Origin of the sequence: Pseudomonas sp. LjRoot71 (genome assembly GCF_964253255.1) — a bacterium.
Taxonomy (GTDB): Bacteria; Pseudomonadota; Gammaproteobacteria; order Pseudomonadales; family Pseudomonadaceae; genus Aquipseudomonas.
In genome coordinates this window covers 1,743,895-1,758,967 of sequence record NZ_CAXURA020000001.1, presented here as the reverse complement: position 1 = coordinate 1,758,967, position 15,073 = coordinate 1,743,895, and the positions used below count along the sequence as shown (strand labels likewise).

Genomic DNA, 15,073 nt, shown 5'->3' with positions numbered 1-15,073 from the left:
CCTAACGCCAGGATCGCAGCAGGATTACTTATTTGTAATCTGATGGAGGGAGGAGCTTTATGTTTGGAATTGAACTTCCGGCAGTATCACTTTATCAGCGCGGGCGGTTCTAAGCGCGGCACTCGACTACTAGTTCCGCGCTGAGGTTTGATGATTACAACAGCGGAAGTGTGTAGCTGACGATCAGGCGGTTCTCGTCAACATCGTTGCCGAAATTGGTTGAACGTAGTGTGGCGTTGCGCCATTTCACACCCAGGTTTTTCAGCGCACCGTCCTGGAAGACATAGGCGATGTCAGTGTTGCGCTCCCACTCCTTACCATCGGCTTTGCCTGCGCCTAGATCAATATTGTCACCAGTCAGGTAACGGGTCATGAACGTCAAGCCAGGGATGCCAACGCTGGCAAAGTTGAAGTCATAGCGGGCCTGCCATGAGGTTTCGTCTTTGTTAGCGAAGTCGCCGATCTGTACATAGTTGACCAGGAACGGATCGGTGCCGTTGATGTAGGCGTAACCGGTGTCTCCGCTCATGCTCTGGTAGCCAACGCCGAGGGCGTGGCCACCAAAGGCGTAGGTAAACATTGCTCCGAATGCCTTGTTGTCGACGTTGCTGTTACCTTCGTCGGTAGAGCGGGCGTAGCGCAGATCAGTTTTCAGCGATTGTTTGTCACCTAGCGGCAAGGTGTGCAGGACCGTGAAAATATGCTGCTTGTAGAACTCGTCCAGATTGCCGTAGTTGTAGCCGGTGGCCAGGTTGCTGTTCCATTTGTAGGTCGCCCCGGCGAAGTTGAATTCATCGCTCGTCTGGGTTCCGCCGCCGCTGATAGCGCGGGCTGCGCCGCTGGCAATGCTGAGGTCTTCGCTATCGGATGAGTCGCGCTGACTTACTTGCTTGAGCTGGCCTGCATCGAAGGTAAGCCCGTCAATCTCCAGCGAATTCAGGTGCCCGCCTTGAAAGGTCTGTGGCAGCAGGCGCGAATCGTTTGCTTGGACGGTTGGCAGTCTAGGTTGCAGCGTGCCCAGTTTCAGCACGCTGTTTGAGGCGCGCAGCTTCGCGGTTAAGCCCATCTCACCATATTCATCCTGCGCGGCACGAGGTGCTTCTTTATCGCGCTTGAGCAGGCCCGAGCCTGAGCGGTCGGCGCTAGAGTCCAGCTTGAGGCCAAGCATGCCAATGGCGTCGATGCCCACGCCGACTGTCCCTTCGGTGAACCCGGATTCGTAGCGCAGCAGGAAGCCCTGGGCCCATTCTTCCTGCTTTGATTGGCTGGCTGAGTCTTGGCGGAAGTCGCGATTGAAATAGAAGTTACGCGCTTCCAGCCCGGCTTTGCTGTCTGCGAAAAACTCAGCTGCGGCTGGCTGGCTAAGACTGAGTACCCCAGTACTCACCGCGACTGCCAAGAGGGTCTTCTTCATTGTTGTTTATCCATGTTCAGGGGGGTGGCATATCGGGGAGCCGTCGCTGTATGCCGTGCTCTCCGAATAGGGGCGGGTTCCTCTGCGGCCAATCTTCGGCTGGTCGTTATGCCTGTACGCCTGCAGGTCTAGGTCGAGGAACCATTGCGGACTTTGGGGAAGATCAAACGGAATACGGTGAAGCTGCCTGGCAGGCTACTGACCTCGACCGTGCCCTGATGCAGGCTCATGATCGAGCGAACAATTGCCAGGCCCAGCCCTGTCCCACCTTCGGCACGAGAGCGGCTGGTATCGACGCGGTAGAAGCGTTCGAACAAATGAGGGATGTGCTGTGCGGGGATGCCAATCCCCGGGTTTCCCACCGAGAACGACACGGTTTCGCTGTGCTTCTCGATCAGCAGCGAGATGTTTGCGCCAATGGGGCTGTGCCGAATCGCATTGGACAAGAGGTTTGAAATGGCGCGCTGTACCATCAGCCGATCACCGAAGGTTCGGCCGGCCCCGGAAATGCTCAGGCTGATCTGTTTCTCTTCAGCGGAGATGCTGAACAGATCCACAACGCGTCTTGCCTCGTCCTCCAGTGCAATCTTCTCGAAGGGAACCAGGGATGCGGGGTGGCTGACTTGAGCGAGAAACAGCATGTCGGACACGATTCGGGTGACGCGCTCCAGCTCTTCTGTGCAGCATTCCAGTACGGCTTTGTACTCCTCAGGTGGACGCTCTCTTGAGAGCGTTACCTGCGCTTTACCCATCAGGTTGGTGATAGGTGAGCGCAACTCATGGGCCAGGTCATCAGAGAACTGCGATAGCTGCTGAACGCCACCATCAAGACGATGCAGCATGAAGTTGATGCCGTGGGCCAGCGCGCTGAGTTCTTGTGGAAGTTTGTCGACGGAAATCCGATGGGTCAGATCCTGCGTGGATATCAGCGATGCAACCTGGCGAAATTGCCGGAGCGGAGAAAGGCCCCGTTGTACAATCCACCATGCGCCCATGCCAATTAGCGCCAGAAGAAGAGGGAGCGCGATCAACGTTGACTTGAGGTAGGCACTGAGCAGTGCTTCGTCGGCAGATCGATCAATTGAGAGTAAGACCCTGACGTGGTCGCCGTCGTTGAGCAGCATCACCTTGGATGCGGTCAGGAAGTTGTTTCCCTCAGCATCCGACCAGCTTTGGTAAATAGGGGTATCGCCTGCTGGTATGTTGGCAAGAATGGGCTCCCTGGATTTCTCACCCAGATTCAGGAGTAATTTGGTGCCTGACTTTTTCCCGTAGATCGTCAGGTGCAGATTGTCATGCCCCATGACCAGATCCAGCAGCTCGTGAGGTTGCTGGGCAATTGCATGTGCGCTCATGTCTTCGGCGAGATTGTGCTGAATCTGCTCAAGTTTGCCGTCAAGACTCTGCTTGGCCAACGAGTCCAGCTCATGGGTAAGCGCGAAGTAGGCGAGTGCTGCTAGCAGAACAACCAGTGCCGCCCCCATCACGCTGACCGACAGGCCAAGGCGCATGGATAGACTGGTCGGCTTCATGCACGTTCCTCAAGCACGTACCCGACACCCCTGAGGGTGTGAATCAGCTTGTTATCGAACGGGTCATCAATTTTGGCGCGTAGTCTGCGGATGGAGACTTCGACGACGTTGGTGTCGCAGTCAAAATTCATATCCCAGACCAGCGAAATGATCTGGGTGCGCGATAGCACTTCCCCAGAGCGGCGCATCAGTAGGTGCAGCAACGCAAACTCTTTAGTGGTCAGGTCGATGCGCTGCTCACCACGGAACGCGCGGTGCCTCGCCGGATCAAGCTCAAGGTCGGCTACCCGCAGCACTTCCGGTACTGGAATTTGCTCGCTTCGCCGTAGCAACGTACGAATTCGCGCAAGTAACTCAGGGAACTCGAACGGTTTGACTAAATAATCATCCGCCCCCAAATCCAGGCCTTTAATTTTATCCACTAAGCGCCCGCGTGCAGTCAGCATTATCACGCGAGTACTGCTGTTACTGCGTATATGCTCAAGCACGCCCCAACCATCAATTCCAGGCAGGTTTACATCAAGCACTACCAAGTCGTAAGTGTGCTGCCTAACAAGGTGGAGACCGTCCACGCCAGTGGCGGCCTTATCAACTACATAGCCACTTTCGCTTAAACCTTGGTGTAAGTATTCGGCAGTCTTGGGCTCGTCCTCGACAATAAGGATTCGCATAAAAATTCACCTTAAAATATGCGGCCAGTATTTTTAGATATTTTTTTGTTATGGCTGCGGAGTGGTTTTAATTCTTTCATCGGCGGTCACGGATATGACCTACGGCTTTTCAGGTTGCTCCAAGGCTAAAGCCTGAAGCGGCTTTAGGGTCAAGCTGTAATGCCTATTTCGCATGGCTCAAAGGGGTTAAGCGACAACATGTCGCAGTACTTGTCCTTATCCAAAACACCCAACTTTTGACTGGCAGGGCTGCCCGGGGGCGCTACCCGCGAGGCAACCGCTATTTAACTGTGTTTGTTTCTAGTTGTTGCTGGGCGCTAAATTGCCTGCTCTCTTGAGCGCTGCCAATACTAATACAGGCCTACTTGGAAAAGTGCTGGATAACGTATTTGTAATTTTCCAGTCACCTTGCTGATAGGCATGGGGCACTACATTCTGCCGGGAATTGGCTTTCTACTTATTTTCCCAAGCGATAATCCTCGATATCCCTCGGGATTAATAAATATAAAGGCCTTCATTATATTCCAGCAGAGCTAGTTCTGTGGAGGACTTTAAGTGCATGTAAAAACAATGGCCGGACATGGAGTTGGAATAGGTAAATTCTGTGTATTTTCAGGGCTACTGGCTGCATTGTTAATTGCTCCAGTTCCAACAACTGCTGCCGAATCAACAAGGCAGTCAATAACGATTGATGAGGCGTTTGCGCAAGCGCTCACTGAGAACCAGGAGTTCGCTGCAGCACAATGGAATACAGGTATTGCCGAAGGTGCTCGTACTCAAGCTGGGCTGATCCCGAATCCTGAGTTGTCCTGGAGCGTTGAGGACACGCGCAGTGAGTCGCGCGTTACCAGCATTCAGGTATCTCAGCCAATTGAGCTGGGCGGCAAGCGTAGCGCGCGTATTGATGTGTCTGAGCGTGATCAGGACGCGGTGGCGATTGATCTGGAGCGTAAGAAAAACATCTTGCGCGCTGAGGTCATCCAGGCCTTTTACTCAGCTCTGCGTGCCCAGGAAGGACTGCAGCTTTCCACACAGTCGTTAGACCTTGCCCGTCGCGGACTTCAGGTGGTCGAAGGGCGCGTAAAGGCCGGCAAGGCTTCGCCAATCGAAATTTCGCGTGCTCAGGTGCAGCTTTCGGAAATTCAACTGGAGCTGAATCGCGCACGCCTCAATCAAAGCAATGCCTACAAGCAACTGGCGCTCATAACGGGTGCCAAGACACCGAACTTCGCGCATGTCGAGGGTGATCTTGAGCGCCTGCCGTACCTGCCGTCGCAGGCTGAGATGCTTGCACGCATAACAGATACAGCGGACCTACGGCTGGCCAACACGCAAATCCAGCGTGCCGAGTCTTCCTTGGAACTCGAAAAGTCGCAGCGCATTCCAGACCTCACCGTCAGCGTTGGCAGCCAGTACGACGAAGGGCTTGGCGAGCGCGTCAATTTGCTCGGCTTGTCGATGCCTATTCCGTTGTTCAACCGCAACCAAGGCAATGTGCTGGCCGCTGCTCAAGGAGCTGACCAAGCGCGGGATTTGCGCAATGCCGCAGAGCTCCGCCTGCGCGCGGAAGCCCAGCAGGCATTTGAGCAGTGGGAAAGCGCTAGAAGTGAAGTCGACTCGATCAGCGGCACACTGCTGCCGACCGCGCAGCAAGCAGTAGAGGGCGCAGTACGTGGATTCGAGATGGGCAAGTTTGCCTTTATCGATGTACTCGATGCTCAGCGCACCCTCGTAAGCATGCGCTCCCAATACCTGAATACCCTGGATGAAGCTATTTCGGCCTGGGTGAGCTTGGAGAAGATTTACGGCTCCCAACTCAACATCGAATTCAAAAAATAAGCATCTCTCACACCTACATAACGCCTTAGATGGTCGCGTCATGCGACATGAAGCCTCGCCTGCTTTCCTGGCGGCTGCATGTTTATTGAGCGCGTTTAGTCGCCGCCTGGGCATGAGTCAAATTCAATACTTTTGATAATTTGGAGTTACCAATGGCATCAACAACTCCCAGAAAGCAGTGGCTGATGATTGTGGCTGTTGTCGTCATCGGTTTAGCCGTGGCGGGTCTGATTCTAAGTGGTAGCCCTGGTAAGTCCGGGGAGGAAGGCCATGGCCATGATGAGAGTCATGAGGATGTATCGGCTCACGCAGATCCCGAGCACCACGGGGAGGCTTCGGCCGACGAGCATGAAGAGGCCGATGAGCATGCAGATAAAGAGCACCATGAAACTGTAGAACCCACCAAGGGCGAGCATGGCGGCAAGCTTTTCACCGAGGGTGATTATGCACTTGAAGTGACGATTTTTGAGGAGGGCGTAGAGCCTCAGTTCAGGCTCTATACCTACCTGGACGGTAAGCTTTTAAATCCTACTGAAAGCACGGTACAGGTGACCTTGTTGCGTCTTGGCCAACCTGCGCAAATCATCAATTTCAGCAAAGAGAATGACTACCTACGTGGCGATGCCGCGGTTGTAGAGCCGCATTCATTCCAGGTTTCCATCAGCGCCAAGCACAGTGGCAAGAGCTATTCGTTCGGTTACGAGCAGGTTGAGGGCCGCGTGACGATGACGGATGCGCAGCTTGAGCAGGGTGGCGTCACGCTCGCCACTGCTGGTCCAGCGAAAATCGCCTCCACGCTGCAAGTGCTCGGCGAGGTTCGTTACAACGGTGACCGCACGGTTCAGGTGACCCCGCAACTTGCCGGGCGCGTCGACTCGGTGGCGGTTAGTGCTGGCGATACGGTCAGCAAGGGTCAGGTATTGGCCAAAATCTCCAGCCAGGCGCTGGCCGAACTGCGTGGCGAGCTAATGGCCGCCCAGCAACGCTCTGCGCTTGCCCGCACGACCTATGCACGTGAAAAGCAATTGTGGGAAGAGAAGATTTCCGCCGAGCAGGACTTCCTGCAGGCGCAAGTTGCCATGCAGGAAGCTGCTATCGCAGTGCAGCGCGTCCAGCAACAAATCGCTTCGCTGGGCGGTGCCCCGGCCAAAGGCCAGAATCTCACCGAATTCGAGATTCGTGCCCCTATCGATGGCGTGATAACCAGCAAAAGCATCTCTGTTGGTGAAGTACTCAAAGAGGACTCCGCAGTCTTTACCGTCTCGGATTTGTCGACCGTATGGGTGGACTCAACCGTCGCGGCGAAAGACTTGGGCGTAATCGCCGAAGGGCAAAACGTTGTCGTGAGCTCCAGCGCATTCGCCGCCACGGCTAAGGGCTCCATTTCCTATGTCAGCGCTCTGGTTGGGGCGCAAACCCGCTCGGCGACTGCTCGCATCGTGCTAGCCAACCCAGATCGGATATGGCGGCCTGGTTTGCCAGTGACGGTCGAGGTGATTGCCGAGGAGAACGACGTTCCCGTTGCAGTAGCGGTCGAAGCGATCCAGACCGTTCGCGATTGGCAGGTAGTGTTCGGCCGCTTCGATAACCAGCTAGAAGCTCGGCCTCTTGAGCTGGGCAAATCCGACGGCCACTTCGTCGAGGTTATCTCGGGTCTGAAGGCGGGCGATCGATACGCGCTGAAGAACAGCTTCCTGATCAAAGCTGAGCTTGGCAAAGCCGGCGCGAGCCATGACCACTAATTCGGAGTCGAGCTATGAAACAAGTTACAGCTATTTTTCGTCCGATCCGGCTTGAAGCCGTCGAGCAAGCGCTGCACGCACTGCCGCATCTACCAGGATTCACCATCCTGCCAGCCCATGGTCATCCGCGTGGTCACGGCAAGGATCATGGATATATCGCAGACGAATGGAATCCAGACGCCCATCAGCATCTCGTGCTGCTGGCGTTCTGCTCCGATGAGGTTGCCGATGAGATCGTCCATGCCATCGAGAAGGCCGCCCACACAGGTGTTCCCGGTGATGGAATCGTCGCCGTGGCCCCTTTGACCGACGCATTGCGCATCCGTACTGGAGAGCGCGGTGATGCTGCGCTTTAGGGGAAATTGACATGTACGAACGATTAATTCGCTTCGCCATCGACCAGCGCTGGCTAGTCTTGCTGGCTGTGCTCGGCATGGCGGCGTTGGGTGTTTACAGCTACCAGAAGTTGCCGATTGATGCGGTTCCCGACATCACCAACGTGCAGGTGCAGATCAATACCGAGGCAAAGGGCTACTCGCCACTGGAAACTGAGCAACGCGTGACCTTTCCGATTGAATCGGTAATGGCTGGGCTGCCCAACTTACAGGAAACGCGTTCAATCTCACGCTACGGGTTGTCGCAGGTCACCGTCATTTTCGAAGACGGCACAGACATCTACTTCGCTCGTCAGTTGGTGAATGAGCGGATACAGGAAGCGCGTAGCAATCTACCCAGTGATCTGTCGCCGAGCATGGGGCCAATCGCTTCTGGTCTGGGCGAGATCTACATGTGGACCATCGAGGCGCAAGACGGTGCGAAGAAGCCGGATGGCAGCGCCTATACTCCGATGGATTTGCGTGAGATTCAGGACTGGATCGTCAAGCCGCAACTGCGAACCGTCAAAGGTGTTACCGAGATCAACACCATTGGCGGTTATGCCAAGGAGTTCCAGGTTTCACCCAAGCCGGAGCGCCTGGTCGCACATGGCCTCAGCCTGCAGGACATTGTGGTTGCGTTGGAGAGCAATAATGCCAACGTTGGTGCGGGCTACATCGAACGCAGCGGCGAGCAGTACCTGATCCGCGCTCCGGGACAAGTCGGCAATATCGCTGACATCGCCAACATCATCATCAAGAACACCGATGGTGTTCCTGTGCGCATCGGTGATGTGGCCGAGGTTGGCCTGGGTAAGGAGCTGCGCACCGGGGCCGCTACTGAGAACGGCCAGGAGGTGGTGCTCGGCACTGCCTTTATGTTGATTGGTGAGAACAGCCGCTATGTATCGCAGGCTGTCGACCAGCGCATAAAGGAGATCAATCGCAACCTGCCGAAAGGAGTCATAGCGAAGACGGTCTATGACCGCACTGTATTGGTCGATAAGGCCATCAATACGGTGAAGAAGAATCTGATCGAAGGCGCTCTGCTGGTTATCGCTATCCTGTTCCTGTTCCTGGGTAACATTCGGGCGGCCCTCATCACCGCAATGGTGATTCCGCTGTCGATGCTGTTCACCTTTACGGGCATGGTCAGCAACAAGGTCAGCGCGAACCTGATGAGCCTTGGCGCACTCGATTTCGGCATCATCATCGATGGTGCCGTGGTGATCGTAGAGAACTGCGTGCGTCGTTTGGCTCACGCCCAGGCCGCAGCAGGCCGAACGTTGACCCGTAATGAGCGCTTCCATGAGGTGTTCGCGGCGTCGAAGGAGGCGCGTCGTCCACTGCTGTTCGGCCAACTGATCATTATGGTGGTGTACCTGCCGATATTTGCGCTCACCGGCGTGGAAGGCAAGATGTTCCACCCAATGGCGTTCACCGTGGTGACAGCCCTGTTCGGAGCCATGATCCTCTCGGTGACATTCGTCCCGGCAGCTGTTGCACTGTTCCTCAATGGCAACGTCAGTGAAAAAGAAAATCGGCTAATGGCCTGGGTCAAGCAAGGCTACGCGCCGTTGCTAGATTGGGTCATGGTCAGCAAGCCGTTAGTGCTGACCATTGCGACAGTCATCATGGTGCTTTCTGGTTTAGCTGCTTCGCGGATGGGCAGTGAGTTCGTGCCGAGCCTGGATGAGGGCGATATCGCTTTGCATGCCCTGCGTATTCCTGGCACTAGCCTTTCGCAAGCAATTGAAATGCAGGTGCAACTCGAACAACGAATCAAATCCTTTGCCGAGGTTGATACGGTGTTCGCCAAGCTTGGAACTGCTGAAGTCGCAACCGATCCAATGCCGCCGAACGTGGCGGACAACTTTGTCATGCTAAAGCCGCGCGACCAGTGGCCCGATCCTGATCGCAGCAAAGCCGATTTGGTTGCGGCGATGCAGGAGGCGGTTGAACAGGTTTCCGGCAACAACTATGAGTTCACTCAGCCCATTCAGATGCGCTTCAACGAGCTGATCTCCGGCGTACGCAGTGACGTCGCAGTGAAAGTGTTTGGCGATGACATGGATGTGATGAACGAGACCGCCGAGCAAATCGCTGAGGTGCTGGAGGGTATTCCAGGAGCAGCTGATGTGAAGGTCGAACAGACCACCGGTCTGCCGATGCTCAGCGTACAAATCGACCGTGAGAAAGCCGCACGATTCGGTTTGAATGTCTCGGAGATTCAGGACGCCATTTCCACCGCCATCGGCGGGCGCGAGGCGGGTGCACTGTTTGAAGGTGACCGGCGTTTCGATATCCAAGTTCGCCTGGCGGACGAGTGGCGCAATGATGTCGACAAGATCCAGCAGCTACCTATTCGTCTGGCCAATGGCGATGGGTTGGATGGCCCAGGGTTTGTGCGCTTGGCTGATGTGGCGAGTGTGGTGTCCGCACCGGGGCCGAACCAGATCAGCCGTGAAAGTGGCAAGCGCCGCGTGGTGGTCACCGCTAACGTTCGCGGTCGCGATATCGGCTCATTTGTCGCCGAGGCCGAGAGCAAGATCGCCCAGGCGGTTAGCGTCCCTACAGGCTACTGGACGACCTGGGGCGGCACCTTCGAGCAGCTTCAGTCGGCGGCCAAGCGCCTGCAGATTGTCGTACCGGTCTCATTGCTGCTGGTGTTCACACTGCTCTTTATGATGTTCGGCAATGTCAAAGATGGCCTGCTGGTGTTCACCGGCGTGCCCTTCGCGCTGACAGGCGGGATCATGGCCTTGTGGCTGCGAGATATTCCGCTCTCGATCTCCGCGGGCGTGGGTTTCATTGCTTTGTCGGGCGTGGCGGTGCTCAACGGCCTGGTAATGATTTCCTTCATTCGCAGTTTGCGTGAGAACGGCATGGGGCTGGACGAGGCCATCCGCGAAGGCGCATTGACGCGCCTACGGCCAGTGCTGATGACTGCTTTGGTGGCGTCTCTGGGCTTTATTCCAATGGCCACTGCCATCGGTACGGGCGCGGAAGTTCAGCGCCCTCTGGCGACGGTAGTGATTGGCGGAATTCTGTCCTCAACAGCGCTGACGCTGCTGGTTTTGCCATTGCTCTACCGCTTGGCCCATCGTCTGCGCTAAGTTCACAGCGCTATTCGTTTGCAACTGAAAAGCCCCGCTCTTGAGCGGGGCTTTTTGCTTACCGTAAATACCGCTCAATGTGGGCGGTGACTGTGCCGTGGCGTCCTCAGCGGCTTTTTTTACGCCAGATGAGAATCGGCACTGCCCGGATGTAGACAAGTTCACCCACCAACTCAACCAGTGTCTGGGTGATGACCGCTGCGGCTGCAAGCCCTCGTATTTCTTCAGGTAATGCCAGGGCCAGCGGAAGAACCACCAACGAGTTACGTGTGGCGGTACTGAAAGTAACCGCTCTCGCCGTCGAGGCGGGCAGTTTATAAGCTTTTGAAGCGAGTGCGCCCACTACGGGGGCCAAAAGCATGAAACCGATATACACCGGGATCACCGGTAAAAGCTGGTCGATATCACGTACCACTGGCGAGATTTGCGACCCAACCACCGCAATGAGAACTGCCGCCATCGCAGGGACTGGCATCCATGCCCATACGGTGTTCCAGCGACCTACGATCCGCGAGCGCTTAGCCAAGGCTGCTGTAGCCACCGCGAGCAATAAAGGCACGACAATCAGTGCGAGAAAGGCTTCAGCGAAAGGCGCTATCGAGATAACGACTTGGGATTGCTCCCCTAGCATAAAAGCCAAATACACAGGCAACAGCACAAGTTGCAACAGCAAGAGGATGGGGGTTGCTGCAAGAATCGCACGCGAGTCGCCTCTGCCTATGTGCGTAAATACCACCACGTAGTCGATACAGGGAGTGAGCAAAACCAGAAGAGCGCCGATTAGTACTGCCGGGTGTTCTGCGAGCCCTCTGGTTAGTGCCCACACCAACAGTGGAATCAGTACAAAATTGGCGATCAGCAAGGCAGACATGAAGCGTTTGTTGCTAAGACTCTCGCGGAAATCAAGAAAGGGGATTTGCAGGAACATCGCGTACATCAGCACGGCGATAGTCGGGGTCACTAATGCGTTCAGGCTCTGCGTAGCTGCAGGAGCTATTAACCCACCGATTGCCGCTGCAATGACCGCAACGAAATAGATCGGTATCTGGTTTTGTTCAAGCGCATCCCTACTCATAGCATCCTCAAGGAGTAAAAACTTCAGCTTACATGAGGTAGCGGAGAGCGCGGCGATCCTCTTGGATGGCCTGAATCATGAAAAATTGAGATGGGCACGGCGTCTAGCTATTGAGTAGGTATCTGCTGACGGTGCAAGGGCGCGGTATTCAAATGACACCGTGTTCTAGCATCGGGGTGATAGCCAGTGCCTTTGCAGATATCAGGCAGATCAATCTAAAGGCCTGCACCGGTATCATTTTGCCCTTCTTGCTACACGCTGACAGCGATGGCTTGTTGCAGACATGAATGACTTGCGGAAGAGTAGAGTTAGTTGTCTAGCTTGGAGGTTTAAACTCCCAGTGAATCTTTCTTATTATTAAAGATTAAATAAAAAAAGCGCCCCGAAGGGCGCTTAGGGTACACCTCTTTCCAAAGGAGCTCGGGAGCTTCTAGAGGTGAACATCGTTCGGAAGTGAGCGGTTAGTCAGCGTTGGTTTCTTTTTTAAGATCGGTATTGGTCCGATCTTGGTTGCTGGTCTTAACCTTTAGTTCGTCCGCCGGTTTGGCAGCAGGCTCAGTTCCGTGAATTCGTTTTTGATCTGCTCGAAATTTTGCCTGAGCTTTCATTGAGCGATCATAGCCATCTTCTGCATAAGACTGTGTGGAGCCGACAAGAAGTACTGATCCAATAACTAGGGCTTTCAACATCTTCATAAGGCAGGCCTCGTAAAATTCAATTATTAGCTTGTCGAGGTTCATGGACAAGTTCTGCAAGTTCGAGTGAATTTTACGGAGGTGAAGCTAACAGCAGCGTGAGCCCAACATTACATTCTTGAAATCTAATAACTGCCTATCTTGTTATGCATGAGCGGGCAGTGCTTTTAGAGCCCGCCCGCCCATCCATTTTTAGAGCACGCTCAGTGGGTACTCGACGATCAGACGAACCTCGTCCAGATCCGACTCGTAATCCGTTGCGCGGGTAGTCATCTGGCGAACACGGAAGGACATCTCTTTCAGTGAGCCCGTTTGGACGACGTACTTGGCTTCGATGTTGCGTTCCCAGCGCTTCTGGTCAGTCAGCGGGTTGCCATCGGCATCACGACGCATATACACACTGTTGGCGTCGGAATAGTCCGCATCTGTACCCAGCGCATAGCGCGTCATGAAGGTCAGTCCAGGAACGCCATAGCTGGCCATATCTAGGTCGTAGCGCAGCATCCAGGACTTCTCTTTCGGCGAGTTGAAGTCGCTGTACTGAATAGAGTTGTCGAGGAAGATGGAATCAGACTGGCGCAGGTAGTCGAAATCATCGTCGCCGTTGTTGCGCTGGTGCGACAGGGCAACGCTGTGTGCACCGAACTGCACACCCACTTTGCCGCTGTAAATGTCGTTATCGAACTCACCCAACAGCTGCTGGCCGTCATCAACAGCTTTGTAGTAGTTCAAGCCACCGAACAAGGAAACACTGTCGGTCAGCGGGTAGGTGAAGGACGTACCGGCATAGTGCTGCTTCCAAGCATCCTTGAGTTGGCTGCTATAGAGACTAAAGCTCAGGTTGTCATTTAGCGAATAGTCACCGCCGAAATAGGCAACCCATGGAGACGCGACAGAGCCCGCATAGAAGGTTGCGAACTCATCACGCATGGTGCTGACCTGCGGCTGGCTCATGGCATGCAGGCGGCCACCCTGAAGGGTCAAACCATCAAAGCTTGTGTTCTCAACCGTAACGCCGCGAAAGCTTTCCGGTAGCAGGCGGGAGTCACCGTAGTGAACCACCGGCGTCATGGGGAACACATCACCCACTTTGACAACGGTGTCGAATAGCCGGGCTTTTACTGCACCACCCACTTTGGAGTAGTTATCTTCGGCTTCACCATCACTATTTACCGGCAGCAGATTAACAGTACCACCTGGGCCATATCGACCATCCCCGGTATCCAGTTTAAGGCCGAGCATGGCGAAGGCATCAATACCAAAGCCTACGGTGCCTTGGGTAAAGCCCGACTCGAACTGGCCAATGATCCCGTGTGCCCAAGCTTCAGTATAACCATTGTCAGTGTTGCTCGACTGACCTTTACGAAAGTCACGATTCATGTAGAAGTTACGGTTGAGAATATTGAAACTGCTACCTTCTACAAAACCTTCGGCTTGCTCTTCTGCGGCCGCCATGAGCGGAGCTGCACTGACAATCGCCGAAAATACTGCAAGGGATAGTTTGGTTTTATTAAGCATTTATTGCTCCTTTATAATTGGCAGTTATTAGTCTAGTTTTCGCCATGGCGTTCTTATAGGTATTGCACCCTCAAGCGCTCTGCGCCTTTGGGGAGCTGAGCCCTATCCTTGCAAGCTGAAGATAACTTGAAGATGATTGGAAAATTACAATTCTGTAATCTTCACAAGGCGGCAATGAAAGTTGTCTTAAAGCGACATTTGAATTCAGATTTTCAATAGAATCCGACGGGTAGGTCGAGAGAGCTCCAGCCTTGATCAGGCCGAATGTTCATGACTGCCAGCTCATAGGACGGTGCACTCAGATAGATCGATAGCGCCGGGCTGATGTGACAAGCCGGCTGGGGGTGACGCCGGTTGATCTTGTTTGGATGCTCGTAAGCGTCCACCCGAATCACCTTGCGTGATTCGGGCATGCTGCTCACTCCCGCCGTGTAAGCCAGCATTTCGCTGACGAGCTGGAGCTGGCAGGCGCACTGCGTATATTCCAGCTCATGGCAGTAATGGTGCATGAAACTGTGACCGCATGGGTGTGAATAGCCATGGGCTCAGCGCTTACCAGACGAAGAGTTGGTTGATGCGACCAAGAACCTAGCAAGGTGCGATTACTACAGCGGCTGAGAGTTTCCGTAGTTAAAGCCATTTGCCGCCAAGGTTGCCCAGCGGCGCTGACGGTGGGCGTAGAACAGGCGCGCAAATAGCCAGACGAACGGAGTGAGGACGCCCGCCTTGATGGTCACGCTATCTCGGTAAAGCGTTCCGCCGTTGACCTCTTGTGCCGTAATGAGGTGATCCCACTTGCTGATCAGCGGGCTGTAGCCGTTGTCTCTTAGCATGAAAATCTGAGCATTTTCCGTCTGCGGGTATGTAATCACAATCGCCTGACGGCCAATGGGAAGTACGCCGAATAACTTCAGCTTGACCCAGTAAGTGCCCTCGCTCCAGGTGCCAGGAAACTCAACGGGAGTCAGCGGGCTGAAACTCAGCAACGGTGATGCAACCTGATGCAGCAGACGTGGCGTGCGCACCTGGGCGATCACCTCTGCCAGTGAGCATGGCAGCTGGGTAGAGATATCAATTTGCATGGGCGCAATCACCGA

11 protein-coding genes are annotated in these 15,073 nt (G+C 54.7%); 4 read left to right on the top strand and 7 right to left on the bottom strand.

The window, feature by feature from the left end:
- Positions 1 to 154 precede the first annotated feature (154 nt).
- From ACSQ17_RS08340 to ACSQ17_RS08330, 3 genes are all read right to left on the bottom strand, one after another.
- Complete coding sequence (locus ACSQ17_RS08340; protein ID WP_436068216.1) at positions 155 to 1,414, bottom strand: OprD family porin; 1,260 nt, start codon at positions 1,412 to 1,414, stop codon at positions 155 to 157.
- Positions 1,415 to 1,542: 128 nt separating this feature from the next.
- A complete protein-coding gene (locus ACSQ17_RS08335) occupies positions 1,543 to 2,946 on the bottom strand; it encodes a heavy metal sensor histidine kinase (RefSeq protein ID WP_167143938.1) in 1,404 nt (467 codons plus the stop codon).
- On the bottom strand, positions 2,943 to 3,617 hold the full coding sequence (locus ACSQ17_RS08330) for a heavy metal response regulator transcription factor (RefSeq protein WP_090256273.1): 675 nt from the start codon (positions 3,615 to 3,617) through the stop codon (positions 2,943 to 2,945). Before ACSQ17_RS08330 ends, ACSQ17_RS08335 begins: the two co-directional genes overlap by 4 nt.
- A gap of 570 nt (positions 3,618 to 4,187) precedes the next feature.
- Here ACSQ17_RS08330 and ACSQ17_RS08325 point away from each other — a divergent pair.
- The 4 genes from ACSQ17_RS08325 (at position 4,188) to ACSQ17_RS08310 (ending at position 10,688) form a co-directional block, all read left to right on the top strand.
- Positions 4,188 to 5,456 (top strand): TolC family protein, encoded by a 1,269-nt coding sequence (locus tag ACSQ17_RS08325; protein ID WP_090256272.1) that lies wholly within the window; start codon positions 4,188 to 4,190, stop codon positions 5,454 to 5,456.
- A 152-nt stretch (positions 5,457 to 5,608) separates the two neighbouring features.
- Positions 5,609 to 7,198, top strand: coding sequence for an efflux RND transporter periplasmic adaptor subunit (locus tag ACSQ17_RS08320; protein WP_167143941.1), 1,590 nt, complete (start codon positions 5,609 to 5,611; stop codon positions 7,196 to 7,198).
- Between the two features lie 14 nt (positions 7,199 to 7,212).
- Entirely contained in the window at positions 7,213 to 7,554 is a 342-nt protein-coding gene (locus ACSQ17_RS08315; protein WP_090256271.1) for a P-II family nitrogen regulator, read from the top strand.
- Positions 7,555 to 7,565: 11 nt separating this feature from the next.
- Entirely contained in the window at positions 7,566 to 10,688 is a 3,123-nt protein-coding gene (locus ACSQ17_RS08310) for an efflux RND transporter permease subunit (protein ID WP_090256270.1), read from the top strand.
- A gap of 106 nt (positions 10,689 to 10,794) precedes the next feature.
- On the opposite strand, the gene ACSQ17_RS08305 is transcribed toward ACSQ17_RS08310, so the two are convergent.
- The 4 genes from ACSQ17_RS08305 to ACSQ17_RS08290 form a co-directional block, all read right to left on the bottom strand.
- On the bottom strand, positions 10,795 to 11,763 hold the full coding sequence (locus ACSQ17_RS08305; RefSeq protein WP_167143944.1) for an arsenic resistance protein: 969 nt from the start codon (positions 11,761 to 11,763) through the stop codon (positions 10,795 to 10,797).
- 461 nt (positions 11,764 to 12,224) lie between these two features.
- The gene (locus tag ACSQ17_RS08300; RefSeq protein WP_224490798.1) at positions 12,225 to 12,503 is read right to left on the bottom strand and encodes a hypothetical protein; all 279 of its coding nucleotides are present in this window, start codon (positions 12,501 to 12,503) and stop codon (positions 12,225 to 12,227) included.
- A gap of 147 nt (positions 12,504 to 12,650) precedes the next feature.
- On the bottom strand, positions 12,651 to 13,976 hold the full coding sequence (locus ACSQ17_RS08295; protein ID WP_026088463.1) for an OprD family porin: 1,326 nt from the start codon (positions 13,974 to 13,976) through the stop codon (positions 12,651 to 12,653).
- A 605-nt stretch (positions 13,977 to 14,581) separates the two neighbouring features.
- Entirely contained in the window at positions 14,582 to 15,058 is a 477-nt protein-coding gene (locus ACSQ17_RS08290; protein WP_017675705.1) for a hypothetical protein, read from the bottom strand.
- Positions 15,059 to 15,073: the final 15 nt, after the last annotated feature.